This is a genomic window from Sphingomonas radicis (assembly GCF_051400635.1).
Taxonomy (GTDB): domain Bacteria; phylum Pseudomonadota; class Alphaproteobacteria; order Sphingomonadales; family Sphingomonadaceae; genus Sphingomonas.
Genome location: NZ_JBLFFG010000002.1, coordinates 904,834 through 921,924 on the forward strand (window position 1 = coordinate 904,834; position 17,091 = coordinate 921,924).

The 17,091-nt window shown below is 65.4% G+C and carries 11 protein-coding genes; 7 read left to right on the plus strand and 4 right to left on the minus strand.

Annotation, left to right across the window (positions count from 1 at the left end; translation table 11 throughout):
- Nucleotides 1-57 precede the first annotated feature (57 nt).
- From ACMGDH_RS11205 to ACMGDH_RS11220, 4 genes are read left to right on the plus strand one after another with little or no spacing between them, the layout of a single operon-like run.
- The gene (locus ACMGDH_RS11205; protein ID WP_436828007.1) at nucleotides 58-477 is read left to right on the plus strand and encodes a GPW/gp25 family protein; all 420 of its coding nucleotides are present in this window, start codon (nucleotides 58-60) and stop codon (nucleotides 475-477) included.
- A complete protein-coding gene (locus ACMGDH_RS11210) occupies nucleotides 474-2,804 on the plus strand; it encodes a baseplate J/gp47 family protein (protein ID WP_436828008.1) in 2,331 nt (776 codons plus the stop codon). The genes ACMGDH_RS11205 and ACMGDH_RS11210 overlap by 4 nt, the downstream gene beginning before the upstream one ends.
- The gene (locus ACMGDH_RS11215) at nucleotides 2,801-8,059 is read left to right on the plus strand and encodes a tRNA wybutosine-synthesizing protein 4 beta-propeller domain-containing protein (protein WP_436828009.1); all 5,259 of its coding nucleotides are present in this window, start codon (nucleotides 2,801-2,803) and stop codon (nucleotides 8,057-8,059) included. Before ACMGDH_RS11210 ends, ACMGDH_RS11215 begins: the two co-directional genes overlap by 4 nt.
- On the plus strand, nucleotides 8,056-10,848 hold the full coding sequence (locus ACMGDH_RS11220) for a hypothetical protein (protein ID WP_436828010.1): 2,793 nt from the start codon (nucleotides 8,056-8,058) through the stop codon (nucleotides 10,846-10,848). The genes ACMGDH_RS11215 and ACMGDH_RS11220 overlap by 4 nt, the downstream gene beginning before the upstream one ends.
- A 16-nt stretch (nucleotides 10,849-10,864) precedes the next feature.
- Here the strand turns inward: ACMGDH_RS11220 and ACMGDH_RS11225 are convergent, their stop codons facing one another.
- The 3 genes from ACMGDH_RS11225 to ACMGDH_RS11235 all read right to left on the minus strand — a co-directional run bounded on the left by ACMGDH_RS11225 (nucleotide 10,865) and on the right by ACMGDH_RS11235 (nucleotide 14,766).
- On the minus strand, nucleotides 10,865-12,340 hold the full coding sequence (locus tag ACMGDH_RS11225) for an eCIS core domain-containing protein (RefSeq protein WP_436828011.1): 1,476 nt from the start codon (nucleotides 12,338-12,340) through the stop codon (nucleotides 10,865-10,867).
- Between the two features lie 225 nt (nucleotides 12,341-12,565).
- Nucleotides 12,566-14,257 carry a hypothetical protein gene (locus ACMGDH_RS11230; RefSeq protein WP_436828012.1) on the minus strand — a complete coding sequence of 564 codons (1,692 nt, stop codon included), beginning with the start codon at nucleotides 14,255-14,257 and terminating at the stop codon, nucleotides 12,566-12,568.
- 5 nt (nucleotides 14,258-14,262) lie between these two features.
- Complete coding sequence (locus tag ACMGDH_RS11235) at nucleotides 14,263-14,766, minus strand: hypothetical protein (protein WP_436828013.1); 504 nt, start codon at nucleotides 14,764-14,766, stop codon at nucleotides 14,263-14,265.
- A 348-nt stretch (nucleotides 14,767-15,114) separates the two neighbouring features.
- Between ACMGDH_RS11235 and ACMGDH_RS11240 the strand changes: the two genes are divergently transcribed.
- The 3 genes from ACMGDH_RS11240 to ACMGDH_RS11250 all read left to right on the plus strand — a co-directional run bounded on the left by ACMGDH_RS11240 (nucleotide 15,115) and on the right by ACMGDH_RS11250 (nucleotide 16,204).
- Nucleotides 15,115-15,309 (plus strand): SDR family oxidoreductase, encoded by a 195-nt coding sequence (locus tag ACMGDH_RS11240; protein WP_436828014.1) that lies wholly within the window; start codon nucleotides 15,115-15,117, stop codon nucleotides 15,307-15,309.
- Nucleotides 15,310-15,446: 137 nt separating this feature from the next.
- Nucleotides 15,447-15,776 (plus strand): nuclear transport factor 2 family protein, encoded by a 330-nt coding sequence (locus tag ACMGDH_RS11245; protein ID WP_436828015.1) that lies wholly within the window; start codon nucleotides 15,447-15,449, stop codon nucleotides 15,774-15,776.
- A 71-nt stretch (nucleotides 15,777-15,847) separates the two neighbouring features.
- Complete coding sequence (locus ACMGDH_RS11250) at nucleotides 15,848-16,204, plus strand: antibiotic biosynthesis monooxygenase family protein (RefSeq protein ID WP_436828016.1); 357 nt, start codon at nucleotides 15,848-15,850, stop codon at nucleotides 16,202-16,204.
- Here the strand turns inward: ACMGDH_RS11250 and ACMGDH_RS11255 are convergent.
- On the minus strand, nucleotides 16,158-17,054 hold the full coding sequence (locus ACMGDH_RS11255) for a LysR family transcriptional regulator (RefSeq protein ID WP_436828017.1): 897 nt from the start codon (nucleotides 17,052-17,054) through the stop codon (nucleotides 16,158-16,160). The genes ACMGDH_RS11250 and ACMGDH_RS11255 overlap by 47 nt on opposite strands.
- Between the last annotated feature and the right edge of the window lie 37 nt (nucleotides 17,055-17,091).

A 17,091-nucleotide genomic window follows, 5' to 3' on the forward strand; every position in this document is an offset into this window, starting at 1 on the left:
AGGGCTTGGCGAGTTCAGGATATGATCTCCCGCTGAAGAGAGGTGCGACATCTATCGATGACCGGCTATTTGAGCTTTCCGTACCAGATCGACGCTTCGGGGCAGACCGCGACCACCGATTTGTCGACCTATGTCCAAAATCTGATCTTGCTCGTCCTCGAGACCGATCCTGGCGAGCGCGTGAACCTTCCCAATTTCGGTGCGGGGCTCAAGTCCCTGGTCTTTGCGGGTATGGACAAGGGGCTTGCCAGCGCGGCGGAATCGCTGGTGCGCAGCAAGCTGCTTCAGTTCCTCGGCGACGCGATCACCATTCACACGCTCATCGTCTCGATGAAGGATGAGGAAGTCGAGATCGCCCTGACCTATTTCGTCACCCATTCCGGCGAGCTCGCCGAGACATCGGTCACCCTGCCGCTGCTGGGCGGCTCCGCTTCGGGCGGTTCGGGGCGCGCGGTGGCGCGGATCTCGGCCGCATGAACAACGCTTCGGTCGATATCATCCGGTCGCAACTGTCCGGCACCTCGCTGCACGTCGTGGTGGAGTGTCCCGAGCAAATCGCCACAAACGCCGTGAATGCGGTGCTCGCCGTCACCATCACCGATTTTCTCGGCAAGCCGGTGCCCGTCACCAAGGTGGGTCGGCCTCCCGGTGGCGGCGTCGCGTTGACGATCGAGGCGGCATTGCCCGACATCGATCCCGAAGCCGATCCGCCCTCCTATCTGCTCTCGATCGGCCAGCACGCGATCTGGTTCGCGCTCCCTTCCCCGGGCTCACTCGCGTCCGGCGCGGCGGGGGACCAGCCCCCCCCGGGGGCCGTCTCGATCGACTATCTCGCGCGCGACTACACCGCGCTGACCGAGATGATGCGCTCGCGCGTGTCGCAGATTGTCGAGGACGATTCGGCCTGGGCGCTCGATCATCCCGCCGATCCGATCACGACGATCCTGGAAGTGCTCGCCTATGCCGGTGACCATTTGTCCTTCCGCCAGGATGCGGCGGGCACCGAGTCCTACCTGACCACGGCGCGGCACCGCCTGTCGCTGCGCCGCCACGGGCGGCTGCGCGACTATGCGGTCAACGACGGCTGCAACGCGCGCACTGCGCTGGTCTTCGCGGTCAGCGGCGACGGGACGCTGCCCGCTGGCGTGCAGGTGGTGACGCTGCAGCCTGGCGAGCCCGACGTGATCCTGGCCGCCGACCCCGCGCTCGCCGCGAGCACGACGGTGTTCGAGACGATGCACGAACAGCCAGTCTCGCGCCAGCGCAACGATCTCGGCACGGCCTTGGCTCGGACCACTGCCTATACCATTCCCGCCGGCTCGATCACGCTCACGCTTCAGACCGTCAACACCGGCTTGATGCCCGGTCAGCTGGTCGTGCTCCAGCAGCTGACCGCGCCGGCCGGCGTGGCCGCGCCCTTTGGCGCGCAGGTGCTGCGCTTGCTCAAGGTGGAGGAGGTCGGGACCCAAAATGGCGTGCCCACCACCGTGCTCAGCTGGCATCCCGAAGACGCGCTGGCCGGCCCGCTTACCGTCCCCCCCGTCGATGTGGATGGCGCGGTCTCGCTCTACGGCAATGTCGTGCTCGCCGATCACGGCAGGACCCTGCCCGCCGCGCTCCAGCCAGCCACCGTTCCCGCGACAGCTGCCTATGCGCCGAGCGTGCAGGTCAACGACGTGGTCTCCACCGCCCCCCCGCCGCGCATCGCCGCCGCCTTCGACGGAACCCAGGATCTCGCCATCGCCAGCCTGATGGTCGATTCGGCCAAGGCAAGCCTCAATCCCGACCCCCGCAATGCCGCGCCGTGCATCTCGTTGAGGGGTGCGCGGCCGGGGATGGCGGGGGTCACCGACGTGTGGAGCGCCCAGCAGGACCTGCTCTCGGCCTCCTCGAGCGAGCGCGCCTTCGCCGCCTCGATCGAGGACGGGTCCGGCAGCGGGCCGCGCCAGCTCAACCTGCGGTTTGGCGACGGCACGCTCGGCTGCGCCCCCGCGCCAGACACCGTCTTCACCGCGACCGCGCGAAGCGGCGGCGGGCAAAGCGGTCGGGTGCGCGCCAATTCGCTGCTGCAGATCATTGGACCGGCGCCGCTGATCACCTGGGTTACCAACCCGCTTCCTGCATCGCCGTTCACCGCGGAGGATATGGAAGCGATTCGGCTGTTCGCCACGACCGGCTTTCGCACCAATCTTCGCGGCATCGAGCCCGATGACTGGACACGTATCGCCAGCGCCGACCCGCTGGTCACCGAAGTCCATGCCAGGCTGGGCCGGAACGGCCAGGCGCCCTGCAGCGTCGGGCTGACCACCCGAATGACGATACCTGACGACGTCGCCTTCGAGGTCGCGCGCGCGCGGTTGATGGACCATGCGGTGCTCGGCGCGCTGCCGACGGTCACCAAGAGCACGGATGTCGAGCTGGAGATCGCGCTCGTAGCCTATTGCGCTCCGGGCACCAATATCGCGGCGGCGCGCGCGCGGCTGGCCCAGCGCATCGGCACCGGAATGCTTCCCGACGGCTCGCCCGCCTTCTTCAATCCGCTCAACTGGCCGCTCGGCCGCCAGGTGCGGCTCGACGAGCTCACGCGCGCAATCCGCGCCGAACCGGCCGTGACGTTCGTGGCCTGCGATCCACGCAGCGATCCACGAATCGTGTTCGAGACGATCCTCGGCGATGACGATACGGCCGCCAACATCGCACAGGGCCGCATCACGATCGAGGCGCATCAGCGCGCGCGCATCGGCAACGACAGCTTCCGGCCGGCGCTCGGCGGCGTCCGCCTTTATCTGGCGGCAGGATCATGACCGACGACGGCAACGAGGCACAGATTTCCGCCGGGCTCGGCGACTATGCGAGCTTCAAGGCGGAGATGCTCGCGCTGATTCCGCGCGTGGTGATCGACACCGGCGGCGGGGCGCTCACGCGTCCGCTGGCGCGGCTCGACCGGAACGTGCCGAGCGATCCGACGCTGGCGATGGTCGATGCGTTCGCCGCACTGGCCGACATCATCTCCTTCTACCAGGACCGTGTCCTCAACGAAGGCTATCTCGGCACCGCTATCGACTATTCGAGCCTCGCGCTGCTCGCGCGCAGCATCGGCGAGACCACAGGGGCCTACATCGGGGCGACCGCGGAGCTTGCCCTGTTCGCTCAGCCCGGCGCACCGGTGACCGTGCCCCAGGGCGCCGCGATCCAGGCAAATCCTCCCAAGCCAAGCGGCAGCACCTCGGCCCCCAGCGGCGCTGCCGCGGCGAGCGCGAGCGATGCCGCATCGATCGCCCTGTCGCCGATCTTCGAGACTGCGACGCAGGTCGTCGCCAACCCCGCGCTCAACCAGCTCACGCCGCTTCAGACCAAACCGGCCTATCTCGATCCCGACAGCGACAGCCTATTGATCGCGGGAACCGGGCTGGGGCTGGCGGTGGGTGACTTTTTGCTGCTCGTGCGTCGCGGGACCCCGACGCAATGGGTGCGTCTAACGGTGTTTTCGGCAAGCGAGAACCATGTACTCTCGACCACAACGATCGGCATCGGCTCGAGCCTGCAGGCGCAGTGGACCGCCACAGGCGCCACGGAGCCGTTGCCGCGCGACGCCAAGGAGGGGCTCGAACTCTATGCGCTCGACCTCACCTGCCGCCTGTTCGGCTACAACGCGCCATCCTGGACATCGCAATCGGCAGCAGTGCAGCGCGCGAATACGCCGACCGGCATGTCGCCGGCCGAATTCACCGAATGGCCCGGGTACGGCATCGATCTGAATGATCTCGATCTCCAGGCAGTCTATTCCAAGGTGCTGCCCGGCAGCCAGTTCCTGCTCGAGACGCCCGTGGACAATACGCTCGGCGTGATCGCGTCGGTCTCGCGCCAGAACATCTCCGAGTTCGGGCTCACCGGACAGGTCACGCAAGTCACGCTTGAGCCCGAGCCTGCAGTGCTGCCTTCGGGCGTCGCGCTGATACCGGCGCGCAGCGGCGTCACCGCTAGCCTGCTCGGCGACGGGCGCGTGCTGCTCGTGGGCGGGATCGGCCAGGCAGGGGTGCTCGACAGCGTCGAGGTATATGATCCCGGCACCGGGCTGGTGAGCCAGGTTGCGACGCTGCCGTCCAAGCGTGGGCTGCATACCGCAACGACGATCAATGGCGTGGTCTATCTCGTCGGCGGCGTCACCGGCGACTGGGAATATGCAACCGACATCCTTCAGCTCGATCCGACGACGCTGACCTTCTCGGCGATTCCGGACGTCACGCTCGCGGTTCCGCGCGTCGCCCATGCCGCCACGGCGCTGCCCGACGGCACGCTGATGCTGAGCGGCGGGCTCACCGGCGATCCCGGGGTGCGCTATCCCACGCTCGAGGCGCTGCTCGAAAAATCGGCCGCCACGGACTCGGTCGCGGTGTTCGCGCCGCAGCAGAACGCCTGGGCCTGGGAAGCAAAGATGCAGCGCGCGCGCGCCGGCCACAGCGCGACGCTCTGTCCGGTGGTGAAGACCGCTGCCGACGGCGGGTCGCCGAGCGTTCCGCCGGTCGGACAGATCGTCGTGTTCCTGGGCGGCCACGACGGCGCCGCGATGCCTCCCGGATTCCACAGCAGCGCGAGCGCAACGATCTGGGACGATGCCGAAGTCACAGATCCCGACAGCTGGAAGCCCGTTCCCGGCCTCTACAAGATCAAGCCGGTCGGTGTCGGCAACGACGGCAGCGCACGCTACGACCATGTCGCCACTGCCCTTCCGGGCAACGACGGCTTCCTCGTCACCGGCGGCCAGTCGGCGGCGGGTCCGGTCAAGGACAATTGGCTGGTCGGCGCCTTCGCCCGATATGCCAGTGGGAATTCGGGCCCATTCGCCGGCGTGCCGGTGTTCGTCCCCGCGCCGCCGCTGATCATCGCGCGCTCGAACCAAGCGGCCGCGCAGCTCCAGGGCGGCAAGGTCGTGGTCGCGGGCGGCATGTCGGACGACACGGTGCTCGCCTCGGTCGAGATATTCTCGGTGAGCGCAGGCACGAGCATTCCGTTCGACGGCGCCAACGTGCTCGGCCCCAGCCTGGCCGGCGCGGCGCTGCCGCAGGCCCAGGCCTATGCCGCCTGCCTGGCGCTTCCAGGAGACGAACTGCTGGTCGCGGGCGGGCTGGAAGCAATTCCGGACGGCTATCTCAATGCGGTGGTCGCCTATGACGCCGATGTCGGCACCTTCGTGACATTCCCGGGGCCGATCCTCACCACGCCTTACACACTCGCGCCGGTCGGCTCGATTGCGCTTCCCGACGGGACGATCCTGATCCTTGGCTCGACCACGCCGGATCCCTTTCCCCTGTCGCCCAAGAGCATGACCGGATTCGCCTGGACCTTCGACCCCACCACCAATCTCTCGACGATCACCGGCGCGCCGGCATCGGCGCGTATCGGCGCCACCCTGTCGCTCCTCGCCAACGGCACGGTTCTCGTCGCGGGGGGCATGGGCATGACCAAAGACGGCTATGCCACGCTCGATACGGCCGAAATCTACGATCCCAAGAGCCGCTCGTTCCGCCCGGTCCACAACAAGATGACGGCGCCACGCTGTGGCCATAGCGCAACCGTGCTCGCCGACGGAACCGTGCTGCTCGTGGGGGGCTATTCCTATCCCGCTGTCACCTATGAACCGCCCGGCGTCCTCGCCACATGGGTGCCGGCGCTCGATAGTGCCGAGACCTTCAGTGTCGCCCAGCAAGCCTTCACGGCGGTCACGACGAGTCTGCCCGACGGCGCCGCCTTCCATAGCGCTACCCTCCTCGCCAACGGCGACGTGCTGATCGCCGGCGGGGTCACCGATTTCTATACCGAGCGCGACTTCACCTCGGTGACGGTGTTTCCTTCGACGCAGGCGGCGGTGTTCAGCGTCGCCGCGCAGGCTTTCGCGGTGATCGCACCCTTGTGCACGGCGCGCGCGATGCACAGCGCGACGTTGTTGAGCTCGGGCAAGGTCCTCGTCGTCGGCGGCGTGGTGAAGCCCGACATGCAGGCGACCGCCACCACCGAGCTGTTCGATCCGGGCAGCTACACCTTCGCTCCGTCCCAGCCAATCGCCGAGCCGCGGCGCTCACAGGGGGCGATCCTGGTCCCTGAGGGGCTGCTGCTGATCGGCGGGGCCAGCTCGCCGAGCTACGAGCTGATCCCGGCGAGCGGCATCGGCGGCGAGACCGTCTATCCGTTGCCGTTTGCGTTACCCTCGCCCGCCTATCCGATCTTCGTGTCGTTGACCGCGACCGTGACGCCGATCCCCATCGCAGGGCGCGGCATCTACGCCTTCGGCGGCCAAGTCGGTTCGGACGGCGTGAGCAGCTGCTCCGCGATCCTCTATGTCGATGCCCCGCCGTCACCGGCGTCGGACGCGCGCCGCCAGGCGATGGTCTATACCCAAAGCCGCCAGCTCCGTCTCGCGCCCCCGATCAACGATCAGCCGCTCGCCGGCACAATGTTCGAGCTGGCGGGGCTGATCGACGAGATCGCTGTCGGCCATCGGCTGTTGATCGCCGGCAACCCGCCGCTCGCCGCGACGGTCGGCGATGTCACCGGCATCGGGGGGATGCCCAAGCTCGAACCTGGAACGATCGTCATGGTGCTGGCGCCGGTTCCGTCGGCGTGCAAGTGGTGGCGGGTCGACGTGCCTGACACCGGCGAGCTCTCGATCGAAATCAACCCGCACGGGGACCCGCCGTCAGGGCTGTCGTTCCTCTCGGGCAACGGCAGCACGATCGGCAATGTCACGTCGCAGCAGCTGGCGCTGTTCAACCGTCCGATGCAGAGCGAAGCCGTCACGGTGAAGGCGCTCCGGCAATCTGCCGAGACCAACACGACCGTCCTGACGCTCGATCAACCCCTACGCTATCTCTACGATCGCACCACCACGTCTGTGTACGGCAACGTCGCCGAGGTGACGCAGGGGAGCACCGTCAACGAAGTGCTCGGCAGCGGCGACGGGCAGAAGCCGTTCCTTCAGTTCATCCTAAAGCAGGCGCCGCTGACGTGGCTGGAGCAGGCCGACGGCTCGATCGCCCCGCAGCTGAACGTGATGGTCAACGGCACTGCCTGGCAATATGTGGACGCGCTCGGTGACAGCGCGCCCGACGCGCGCGTCTACCAGCTGATCCAGGACGCGCAGGGACGCGCCCGGATCCAGTTCGGCGACGGAGTCCACGGCCTTCGCCCCCCGACCGGGCAGAACAACATCACCGCCACCTACCGAGTTGGCGCCGGTGCTGACGGCAATGTTCCGGCGGGCAGCCTGACACGCCCGCCGAACAACGTCGCGGGCATCAAGGGCGTACTCAATCCGGTTGCCGCAACCGGTGGTATCGGCGCGCGGCCGCGCAGCAGCCTACGCGGCCAGATCCCAATCGGTGTCGCCGACCTGGGCAGGATCGTGAGTCAGGAGGACATGCGGACCTTCGTGCTCAATCGCCCGGAAGTGGGTGCCGCGACGCTCTCGACCGCGCTCGCGGCGACCGAGCAGGTCAGCCTGGTCACGCTCGCGGGGCTCGACAACGCCGTTCCGGACATGGCCTCGCCGGCCTTCGTCTCCCTTCAAAAGGCATTCGCTCTCGCGTTGGCGAACGGCGCGGTGCTGCAGCACCAACTGCTTCCCTACGAACCGCTGCCGTTCAAGGTGAAGGGCAATTTCACCGTGGTGGGATCACCCGACCTCCAGCAGATCGAGAGTGCGATCGCCGCGGTGCTGCAATCGACCTATGACATTACCGCGATGGGTTTCGGCCAGGCGGTGCGTGCGGTCGATATTTGTACCGTGATCAAGAAGAACGTCGTCGGCATCAAAACCGTCACCGTGACGGACCTCTGGGCGCCGACCGAAACCGCGCCACCGCTATCCCTGCCAACCAACGAGGCCGTCGCTGGGATCTCCGCGGCGCCGGGCTCGCAGCGAGTGCTCTATCCGAACGACGCTCAGCTCGACCCACCGACCGGCGCGCAAATCCTCTGCCTCAGCACCGATGCGGACGCGGTCGCTTTCACGATCCACGCGTCGCCAACGCCCACGCCTGTCCACGGGGGGTCCGCTTCATGACCGCGTCGAGCGACGGCCCAATCGAGAACCCGCTCTACGCGCTGCTCCCCGCGATCTTCCGCCAGCAGGACATCGCGCAGGGCTATCCGTTGCTTGCGCTGATGAAGGTGTTCGACCACGTCCGCACCGAATTGGGGACCGGCATCTCCGCGCTGGAACAGGACTGGTTCATCGAGACCTGCCCGCTCGAATATGTCCCACTGATCGGTGGACTGCTCGGGCTCGAGATCGCCAGGCCGGTCCGCCCCGAGCATCGCGCGCTGGTCGCCAACACACTCGCCTTTCGCCGCCGCAAGGGGATCGCCGCGGCGCTACCCAAGCTCGCACGAGACAGTGCGGGCTGGTTCTCGCTCTACTCGCCCGGCGCGAGCACGCCATGGGCGGCGTGGCCGCTCCCCGATGCCGCTGCGCAGCCCGATGCCACAAGCATGGGGCTGCTGCGCATCTGGCGGCTGCCCGTCTTCGCGGTGATCGGGGCGACACCCGCGCCCGCTGGCATATCAAGTTATTATCACTTCAATCCGCTGGGCATGGACCAGCCGCTGTTCAATTTGCCAAGCACTCCGATCGACTGGGTCGCAGCGCCGCCGGTGACCGCCCTTCCCGTGCGGCTCACGACGGCGATGCTCGCTGCCGATCTCATGCGCTACAACATGATGTGGCCTCATCCGGCCGGGGGTCCGGCCAGCTCGCTGCTCTACGGCCCGGCGCGCGGGCTGGTGATCCGCACCAAGAACGGCTCGGGTGACTGGACGGAGCTGCAGCCGGGATCGCTGCGCGCCATGTCGCTTGTCGACTGTCCCCCGGTGCCCCCCGACTATCCCGTGCTCGAAGGCGAGACGATCGACCTCGCGTCGGTCACCGCGGCCATCGCCGGTCTCACGATCAAGTTTGGCGACGCGACCGCCGCGGTCTCGGTCAACGTGCCAGCGACGCCGACCATGCCGGATTTGGTCGCGCTTCTGCAAGGCGCGATCGCGAGCGCGACGATCACGCCGGGCAGGCGGGTAGCGGAGGCTGCGGTCAAGGCGCTCAAGGTCGGCGCTATCGGCAACGCGCTGGTGATCGTGCCCGGCATGTGTCCCTCGGAGCCGCTGTCGATCGGCCCGACCAACCCGGGCGGCCTCGATCCGCTGCTGCTCACCGGATCCGCACGCATGGGGATCGCCGCCGCGACCCTGCCGCTCACGCCGCAGCTGATCGCCCTTCTGACCGACACGCCGGCGGACACCGTGATGACCTTCACCGCGCCCGGCGGGCAGGTGCTCCAAGTTCCGCTGCCCCTCATGCTGCAGTCGCGGACCGTCGCCGCGGTCGTCCAGGCGTTCGCCACGGCGCTTACCGCCTGCTTCGTATGCGATGGCGGAGATCAGGTCGTAATCGTCCCGCCCCGCACCGCGCCGCAGCAACCCGTGCCGGCCACGCCGCCCGCACCAGCTTTAGGGCTGGTGCCCGCTGTTGCGATCGATCCCGAGCTCGGGTTGTTCAGCTGGCCGACCGCCTGGACGAAGCCAGATACGCTCAGCGTCGACTATGGCATCGCGATGCCAGGCGCGATCGGCGGCCTCGGGTTACGACCGCCGCCGCCGGTGCCTGCGGCCGCTGTAGTGCTCAAGGATGACCGCGATCCTGCCTGGCTTGAGCAGCAGCTCGGCACCTGGGCACAGTCCAAGGCCGCGTGCACATTGCTCACGCTCCAGACCAGCGCGACGCGCCCCATCGCCGCCCAGCAGCTCGCCCCCGCCAGTGGCCAGGCGCTCTGGGTCGTGGGCGCAGCGGGGAGCCAACCCTTTGTCGTGACCGGCAGTCCGGGCACGCTCACGCTGCTCGGGCCGCCATCACCCGTCAAGTCGGGTGCCATCGCCATGAGTGGCGTGACGCTCGAGTCGATGATCGGCCTGCTTGGCGGCGACATTGAGCTCACGCTGCTCGATACCACGCTCTATCCCGGAGCGGCGCCGCTCGCGATCTCGGCGGTACCACCTCAGCCGCCGCAGCCATCGGCGCTTCCGGGAACCGCAACGCTCAAGCTGGAGCGTTGCCTGCTCGGCCCGATCGATCTCAGCCTTGTCACTGGCCATATCGAGATCGACAGCAGCGTGCTCAGCAAGCTGCCGGTGCCCGAAGCCGCGTTCAATGTGCTCACCCTGCCCGCCGAGGTAACCGCCAAATTCGACCGGTTGACCGTCATCGGTGGCGGCAAGATTGCGGGCACGCTCCACGCGGCCAACTCGCTCTTCGACGGCGTCCTCGCCTGCTCCGGCGATGCACATTTCATCGACTGCTACGTGACTGACCTGCAGCATCCCTCGGCCGCGACTGGCGACGTCGTGGGCGCCGCGTCCCGGCTAGCTGCGGCAGTGAGCCGCTGCAACGGTTGCGGCAAGGCGCGAAGGGTGCGACTGTCCAATTGCCTGCTGCGCCGAGTCACGCTCCTTTCCGATGACCGGCTTTGCGCATGCGAGGAGCCGACCGATGCGCCAGCGCGCGATTGCGCCACCTGCGTCGACTCGAGCTGCGCTAAAACCTGCCCGCTGCGGGCCTCTGGCCAGTCTTGGGAACCGGTGGGCCAGCCGCCGCGCTTCGTCGAGCCCAACGCTTATCCCCTGCCCGATTTCGCGCGACTGTCGGAGGAGAATCCACCAGTGATCCTCGCCGGCGCAAGCAATCGCGACGTGCTCGGCGCCTATAATCTCGCGGCGCCGACCGCGCGGCTCAACCAGTTCGAGGCCGCGATCCAATCAGGGCTGCTGTTCGGCACGCGCCTCGATCAGCGATACGAAAGCTGAGGCATCTGTCTCGGGATCATCCATATTCTTCCAGATCATCTGCGTCGATCGTCGTATCGCTATAGCCTCTCGTATCGACCAGCTTCTGCAGCTTCGCGCTGAGCTCGTCGGGGTCGAATCTGTACCCGCCGGTGGTGACGATGTATTGCCCGTCGCTGGTGCGCGCGATGCCCCGGCCGCGATGTGGCGACATGCTGCCTGCCGCCAGGCTGCCCGGAGTCAGAGTGCCATCCTCCTGGATGTTGAGGTGCGTGCGGTCGCTGACCTGGATATTGACTCCCGCGTGCGGGCCATAATCGGGAATGTTTCCGTGCAGCGCGTTGGTATATTTCAGGAACTCCTGCACCGTGCCGGATGAGAGATCGGGTTTCTTGCCCGATTCGACCTCCTTCTTCAGCCTCTTGCGGGCCCGCTCCATGCCATCGAGTTGATCTTCGAGCGTTTCTTCATATCTCTCGCGCTTCTTCTTGTTCTTGATCTGCTTGCGGTTGATATCGCGCCGCTTCTCGGTCGCTTCGATCAGACGATCGGTCCAGCGATAGAGGTCGTCGGCGTCCTCCTTGCCGGTGAGGAACAGATCGGTGCTGGTCTCGATCGCCTTGTAGGGGAAGCGGTGCGGGAGGGCGAGATTCTCGTCGGCGGGCTTGAGGTCGGACTGATCCTTCCCGGTCTGGATCTCGCGGGTGATCGTTCCTAGCCAGTAAGAGGACTTGGGGAAGTTGGGCCGGATCTTGCCACTTCCGCTTTTCTTAGGAAACCGCGTCCTGAGCTCGTCGAAGAACTCTTCGGTCGTGTATCGATGCGACTTGCCCTTCTCACCCGCCAGCGTGCCGATCCAGCCCTTCCATCCGCGCGCCAGCTCCTCGCCGATCGCATCCTCGACCTGGTTGGTCAGCCACTTGGTGTCCACACCGGTCTTGGTATCATATTCGCCCTTCAGGTCACCCTTGGTAACCTTGATCACCCGCTGAACGCAGGCGGCAGCCGACTGAAGCTGCGCAGACGTGCCGCGGCCCGCCACCTGCCGGGGCGTATCCGTCGCCATCATCCTTGCCCCTCGTGCCGCGCTCGCTTCTCCCAGAGTCTCCGCCTCGCGCTCGAGCGCGGGGTCGTCGTTCACCGCTGTGCCGCCGACGTCGATGTTCGGGCGCACGCGCCCTTCCGCCTGCTGCACGATATGCCATGCTTCGTGCGCGAGGTGACGTTCCTGCCCGGGCGCCAGATGGATGTCGGTGCCGCGCGCGAACGCGTGGGCGTTGAGCCGCGCCGGCTCAGGCGAGCCGTAATGGACGCGCACCCCGTCCATCGACATTCCCGACAACGCCTCGACGCCCGCCTTGAGCCTGTCGGGCAGCCCGGACGAGCACGACGCATGATGGGACGGCGGCGCTCCCAATGTCCCGGCGCGAAGCTGCACGGTCGTGGCGCGGACCGGGACATCGGCGATCGGGACCCGAGCGATGTCGTGAACCGGCAGGCGGCGCGCTGGCACCGCCGGTTCGGGCCGAGCCCCCGTCGCGCGAAGCGATGACGACGGCTCCGATACGGGCTTCGCACGCTTATGGACGAGGGTGTGCATTTAACCTTCGCAGCCTAAACAGAGAGTTCGCGCATGGGAGCAGGATCGACCATCGACTGGTACATCAGCTCACATGAGCGCTGAAGTCGCTTTGAAATCGAACACATTGATCATCATTCGGCCGGGCACCGTCCAGCCTCATGCAAACGGCTTCGGCTCCTCTTGCAGGTGCACGGTGGATTCATCCTTGTTTTGATCATAGGAGATCAGATCGGTAACGATGCCGGTGACGCCGGTCGTGGTCGTTACTTTCTCTCCTATCCAGGCGAAACCTTTGACGATATTCGAGGGAGGCGGCGTCCAGTCTCCCATATAATAGGGCGTGCGTGGTGGAGTCTCATAGCCTGCCACGTTGGTCTTCGTGCTGTCGAGCCACGGCTCGTAGCTCGTGGTCACAGTGGGCGGTTCATAGATCTCGGCAAGGTAGGGGAACGGAGTAGCATTCTTCTCAGCTTCCCAGATCGCCTTCGGATCGCTGCCTTTCCTCACGCGCTTGCCCGTCCATTTGGTCCAATCGCCGGTGCGCGTCTCGTATCCTGACACCTTCCGCTTCGACTCTTTCGTGTCATAGCGGGTCTTGCCGGTATTATCGAAGGCCGCCCACTCCAGACCCGAGCCCTTTTCCACAGCGAAGACCAATTGGTCCGGGCGTATGCGCGGCTTGTCCACGACGGGAGCGCCGGAACTGTCCGTCTGACCCGCCGCGATGGGCTTGCTGTTGAAGGTCGTGGAAATCGCCGGGGACGTGCCGGAATAGATCGGATACTGCAGGAAGTAGCTGTCGTCCTTCATCATCTGCGCTTCGACCTGCGAGCGCTTGATCTGTTCGCCAACATAGGGATTCTCGACCACCACATTGTGCTCGAAGCTGTCGGTATCGATATAGGTGCTCGTCGACCCTTTGATGATCGGGCGATCATGGACAAAAGGAGAATGCTCGAACGGATCGAGATGGCCGACAGTGTGCTCCGGATACTTATATTTCGTACCGAGATCCATGTACTGGCGCTTGTCCTGCTTCCGCTTCTGGCGGCTCCACTTCTTGGTCGTGTCCTTGACGTCGAGATTACCCTGGAACATCCCTTGGTCCATATAGATGTAACCAGGATTGTCAGGATTTCCCGTGGTGTAGACTTGGAAATTGGCCTTATTGTCGCTCCTGCGTTCGCGGAAATAGAAATAGCGGTTCTTCTGCCGCGCAAGGCGGATGCCTTTCGGCGTCCTCAACATTCTTGACTTGGGAATGTCGTGAAAGCCGGTGGCGATTCGATTGGGCTGAAACGGGTTGCGTTCGTGGGTGCGGTGAAACTTGACGCTCTGCCGCAGCGCACGCGCCTCATCGAGGCTGCGTTTCGGAGCCTTTACCGGAGCTGACAGCGGGCCCTTGCCCTTGGAGCTGTTCATGTCCGTCAACAGATCGTCCAAGGTGGGGTAGCTGCGGACCTTGTCCGATGCGAGGTCCGCATCGAGCATGGTGTCGAAGTCAGGCAGCCATGCTATACCCTTGGCCGTTGCAAGCGACTGCAGCGCCTTCATCAGCTCGGCCTTGCGGTCGGATGCCGCCCGTTGCGCGCCGATGTCGATGACCCGCTGCGCAACCGCGAGCGTACCGCCCGCACGAGGTGGAGCTGGCCCGAATGTGTCGACCGGCCCGGCTCGGTCCGGCACGCGGCGCCGCCTAGTGTCGGCGATGGGGATGCCAGTGATGTCATGCACCGGGAAGGAGCCTGCCAAACGCTGCATCACGGCCCCGCGCTCGGGCTCGGCCCGCGCTCCCGCAGGAGCAGGTCCGGCATCGCGCGCGGCGCGGCGCTGAAAGCAGGAACGCATGGCGCCTATTTGATCCGCATGAGATAGACGAGGGCAAGCCAACCTGGCGCCGGCACGGTGAAGCCTGCAATCTGATGATGATGGTTGCCGTCGTTCCACTCGTCGTTGTCGCTGGTCAGCTGGTAGCGGTAGCCGTTCGTGCTACCCTCGCGCAGGATGATATTGTTCTGAACATCGTCCTGTGGAAGCGAGACCTGGGTGGGGCTGGTTTCGATCGTGCCGCTCTGCCACCCGCCCACATTATAGTCCGTGCTGCCGCCCTGCTGGTTCACGGCCACGCCGGTGCTGTCGTCGGTGCCCAGCACGAACCTGTTCACCAAGTCCGGCGTGGACATGCCCTTGTAGGGACTGTCGTCGTCGGTGATGGGCTTGCCGTCGCAATAGGCGAAGCCCGGCGGCAGCTGCGCTTCCGGCAGCGGATACCAGGCGATGATGGTCCCGACAGGCACCGCATAGAGTATTTCCGCCGGCTGGGTCACGCTACATCCGCCTGCTCGAGGAGAACGCACCAATACTACAAGTTTGTAGCACGTCCCAGCAAGATGTCGCTGTCTAACGGGCGAGGAGGTGGTGGCAGTTTCAGATCCTCGAAGATGCAACTCGCGCGACCGTAACCCGCAACTATTATCGCGCCTTGTCGCAGAGGTGGGGTCACTGCTTCGATCCGCGGGCTCAAGCTGAGCCTCAAGGGGGGCATCAACCTCACCAATGCGCACTACCGGGTGGCTCCTATTTGGCTCCTAGCGCAAAAATCGGCGTTGGCCGCCTCCGTTCACGGAGCCGATCAAGATATTGAAATTTAAAATTTATTCGATTCATCGCATAGATCGAGCAGCTCAACGCAGACCGCTTTTGCGATGTTCCGCCGCAACGCGCCGGCGGGAAGCGAGGCCGAAGCCCGTTTCCAGTCGATGATCCCGATGCGGCGCCTCGGAAAGCCCGAGGAGATCGCCGCGGTCATCGCCTTTCTGCTTTCGGAGGATGCCGGTTTCATCACCGGACAGATCCTGTTCGCCGACGGCGGCGCGTCCACCGGCAGGACCGCGCACTAAGTCTGCTTCAGACCACCATTAACAGGAGCCGCAAATGACTGGACATGACGGCGTAGCCATCGTCGAGAATTTCTGGCGCGAGGTATGGCAGCAGCCGCAAGACCCGAACGCGACCGACCGCGGTCCATGAGGATTTTATGATCACGTCAGGTCGGGATATTGCCGGCCGGGAGCCGTTCAAGGCCTGGGTCACGGATTTCCTTGCCAAGGTCCATGATTTTCAATTTCACATCGTCGAGACGTTCAAGAACCACGAGGGCAGCCGGGTGGCATCGCGCTGGCGTCTCACCGGACGCAACAATGGACTGATGGGCACGCAACCGAACGGCGCCCCCATCGAGATGACCGGAACCGCGGTTTGGGAAGTGGGGCCGGACGGTCTGCTGCGCCACAACTGGGTCGAGCGCAATGCGTTCGAAGTGCACGGCGCCGTTACCTGCGATGATGCGCAAGCCAACATCTTCTGACCGAGTACGGTTTCCGGGACTACCTCCCGAAAGTCTTCCCTTGGCGAGCACCTTTCACGAGATCAGCCAGCATGATCACAATGATCAACGTCTTCACGGTCGATCCCGCCAACCAGCAGCGGCTTTTAGACCTGCTCGCCCGCGCCACTGATGAACATGTCTGCAAGGCGCCAGGCTTTCTCTCTTCGACGCTGCATCGCAGCCTCGATGGTTCGAAGGTGACGATGTACGCGCAATGGCGCAGCATCGAGGATTACCAGTCCATGCGTGCGGATCCCGGCCCCCGACCGTTTCTCGAGGAAGCTCTCACCATCTCGACCTTCGATCCGGTATGTATGAAACCGCGCGGACTTTCTCGCCCGCGGCCAAATAGCATCCCGTTCAAGCGGCTGCCTGCCCTGCGAACCGTCCCACGATCCAGTCGATGAACAGCCTCACGCGGGGCGAGAGTTGCCGGCTGCGTGGATAGAGCACCGATACCGGCGCGGAAGGAACCGGATATTCCTGAAGCAGGCGCACCAGTCGCCCCTCGGCGAGATCACGCGCAATATGGAATATCGGCATCTGTGCCATTCCGAGCCCAAGCAGCACGCCGTCGCGGAAACTCTCTGTGCCCGTCACCGACAAGGGCGCGGGGACGTCGACACGCGCCAGTCCTTCTGGCTGCTCGAATTCGAATGGCGTCAGCGCACCGGTGGTGATCGAGCGGATCCCCACGGAGCGATGGTGCGCGAGGTCGTCCGGCGTACCCGGTACCCCGTGGCGTTCGAGATAGGCGGGGGCTGCGCAGGTGATCCGCTCGAAGGTCGCAACCCTGCGCGCGACGAGATCGCTGTCGGGCAGCACGCCATAGCGCAGGACGCAATCCACCCCTTCGCGCACCACGTCCACCCAACGATCGCTCTCGCTCATCGAGATCTCTATGCCGGGGTAACGATCAAGAAGCTCAGGCAGCCCCGGAATGACGAAATGGCGCGCAATCGTGCCCTGCACTTCGACACGAAGCATTCCCCGCGGCTCCGCGCCCAGGAACGCACCCTCTGCGTCCTCGACATCGTCGAGGATCGCCAGACAGCGCCGGTAATAAGCCTCGCCGTCCAGCGTAGGGCGTACCGTGCGCGTCGTGCGCTGCAGGAGACGGACACCCAGCCGTTCCTCGAGCTGACGAATCACCTGGGTCGCAGTTGACCGAGGGATGTCGAGGTCGTGCGCAGCATGGGTGAAGCTGCGCCGGTCCACCACCCGCGTGAAGAGCCGCATAGCATCGAGGCGGTCCATCGTATTATTCCATTAACTCGAACAGTGTTGCCGTTCC

Coding starts and splice junctions, on each gene's coding strand:
- ACMGDH_RS11210 (WP_436828008.1), top strand. CDS start 474: ATGAACAACGCTTCGGTCGATATCATCCGGTCGCAACTGTCCGGCACC.
- ACMGDH_RS11220 (WP_436828010.1), top strand. CDS start 8,056: ATGACCGCGTCGAGCGACGGCCCAATCGAGAACCCGCTCTACGCGCTG.
- ACMGDH_RS11240 (WP_436828014.1), top strand. CDS start 15,115: ATGTTCCGCCGCAACGCGCCGGCGGGAAGCGAGGCCGAAGCCCGTTTC.
- ACMGDH_RS11250 (WP_436828016.1), top strand. CDS start 15,848: ATGATCACAATGATCAACGTCTTCACGGTCGATCCCGCCAACCAGCAG.
- ACMGDH_RS11205 (WP_436828007.1), top strand. CDS start 58: ATGACCGGCTATTTGAGCTTTCCGTACCAGATCGACGCTTCGGGGCAG.
- ACMGDH_RS11245 (WP_436828015.1), top strand. CDS start 15,447: ATGATCACGTCAGGTCGGGATATTGCCGGCCGGGAGCCGTTCAAGGCC.
- ACMGDH_RS11215 (WP_436828009.1), top strand. CDS start 2,801: ATGACCGACGACGGCAACGAGGCACAGATTTCCGCCGGGCTCGGCGAC.
- ACMGDH_RS11255 (WP_436828017.1), bottom strand. CDS start 17,054: ATGGACCGCCTCGATGCTATGCGGCTCTTCACGCGGGTGGTGGACCGG.
- ACMGDH_RS11230 (WP_436828012.1), bottom strand. CDS start 14,257: ATGCGTTCCTGCTTTCAGCGCCGCGCCGCGCGCGATGCCGGACCTGCT.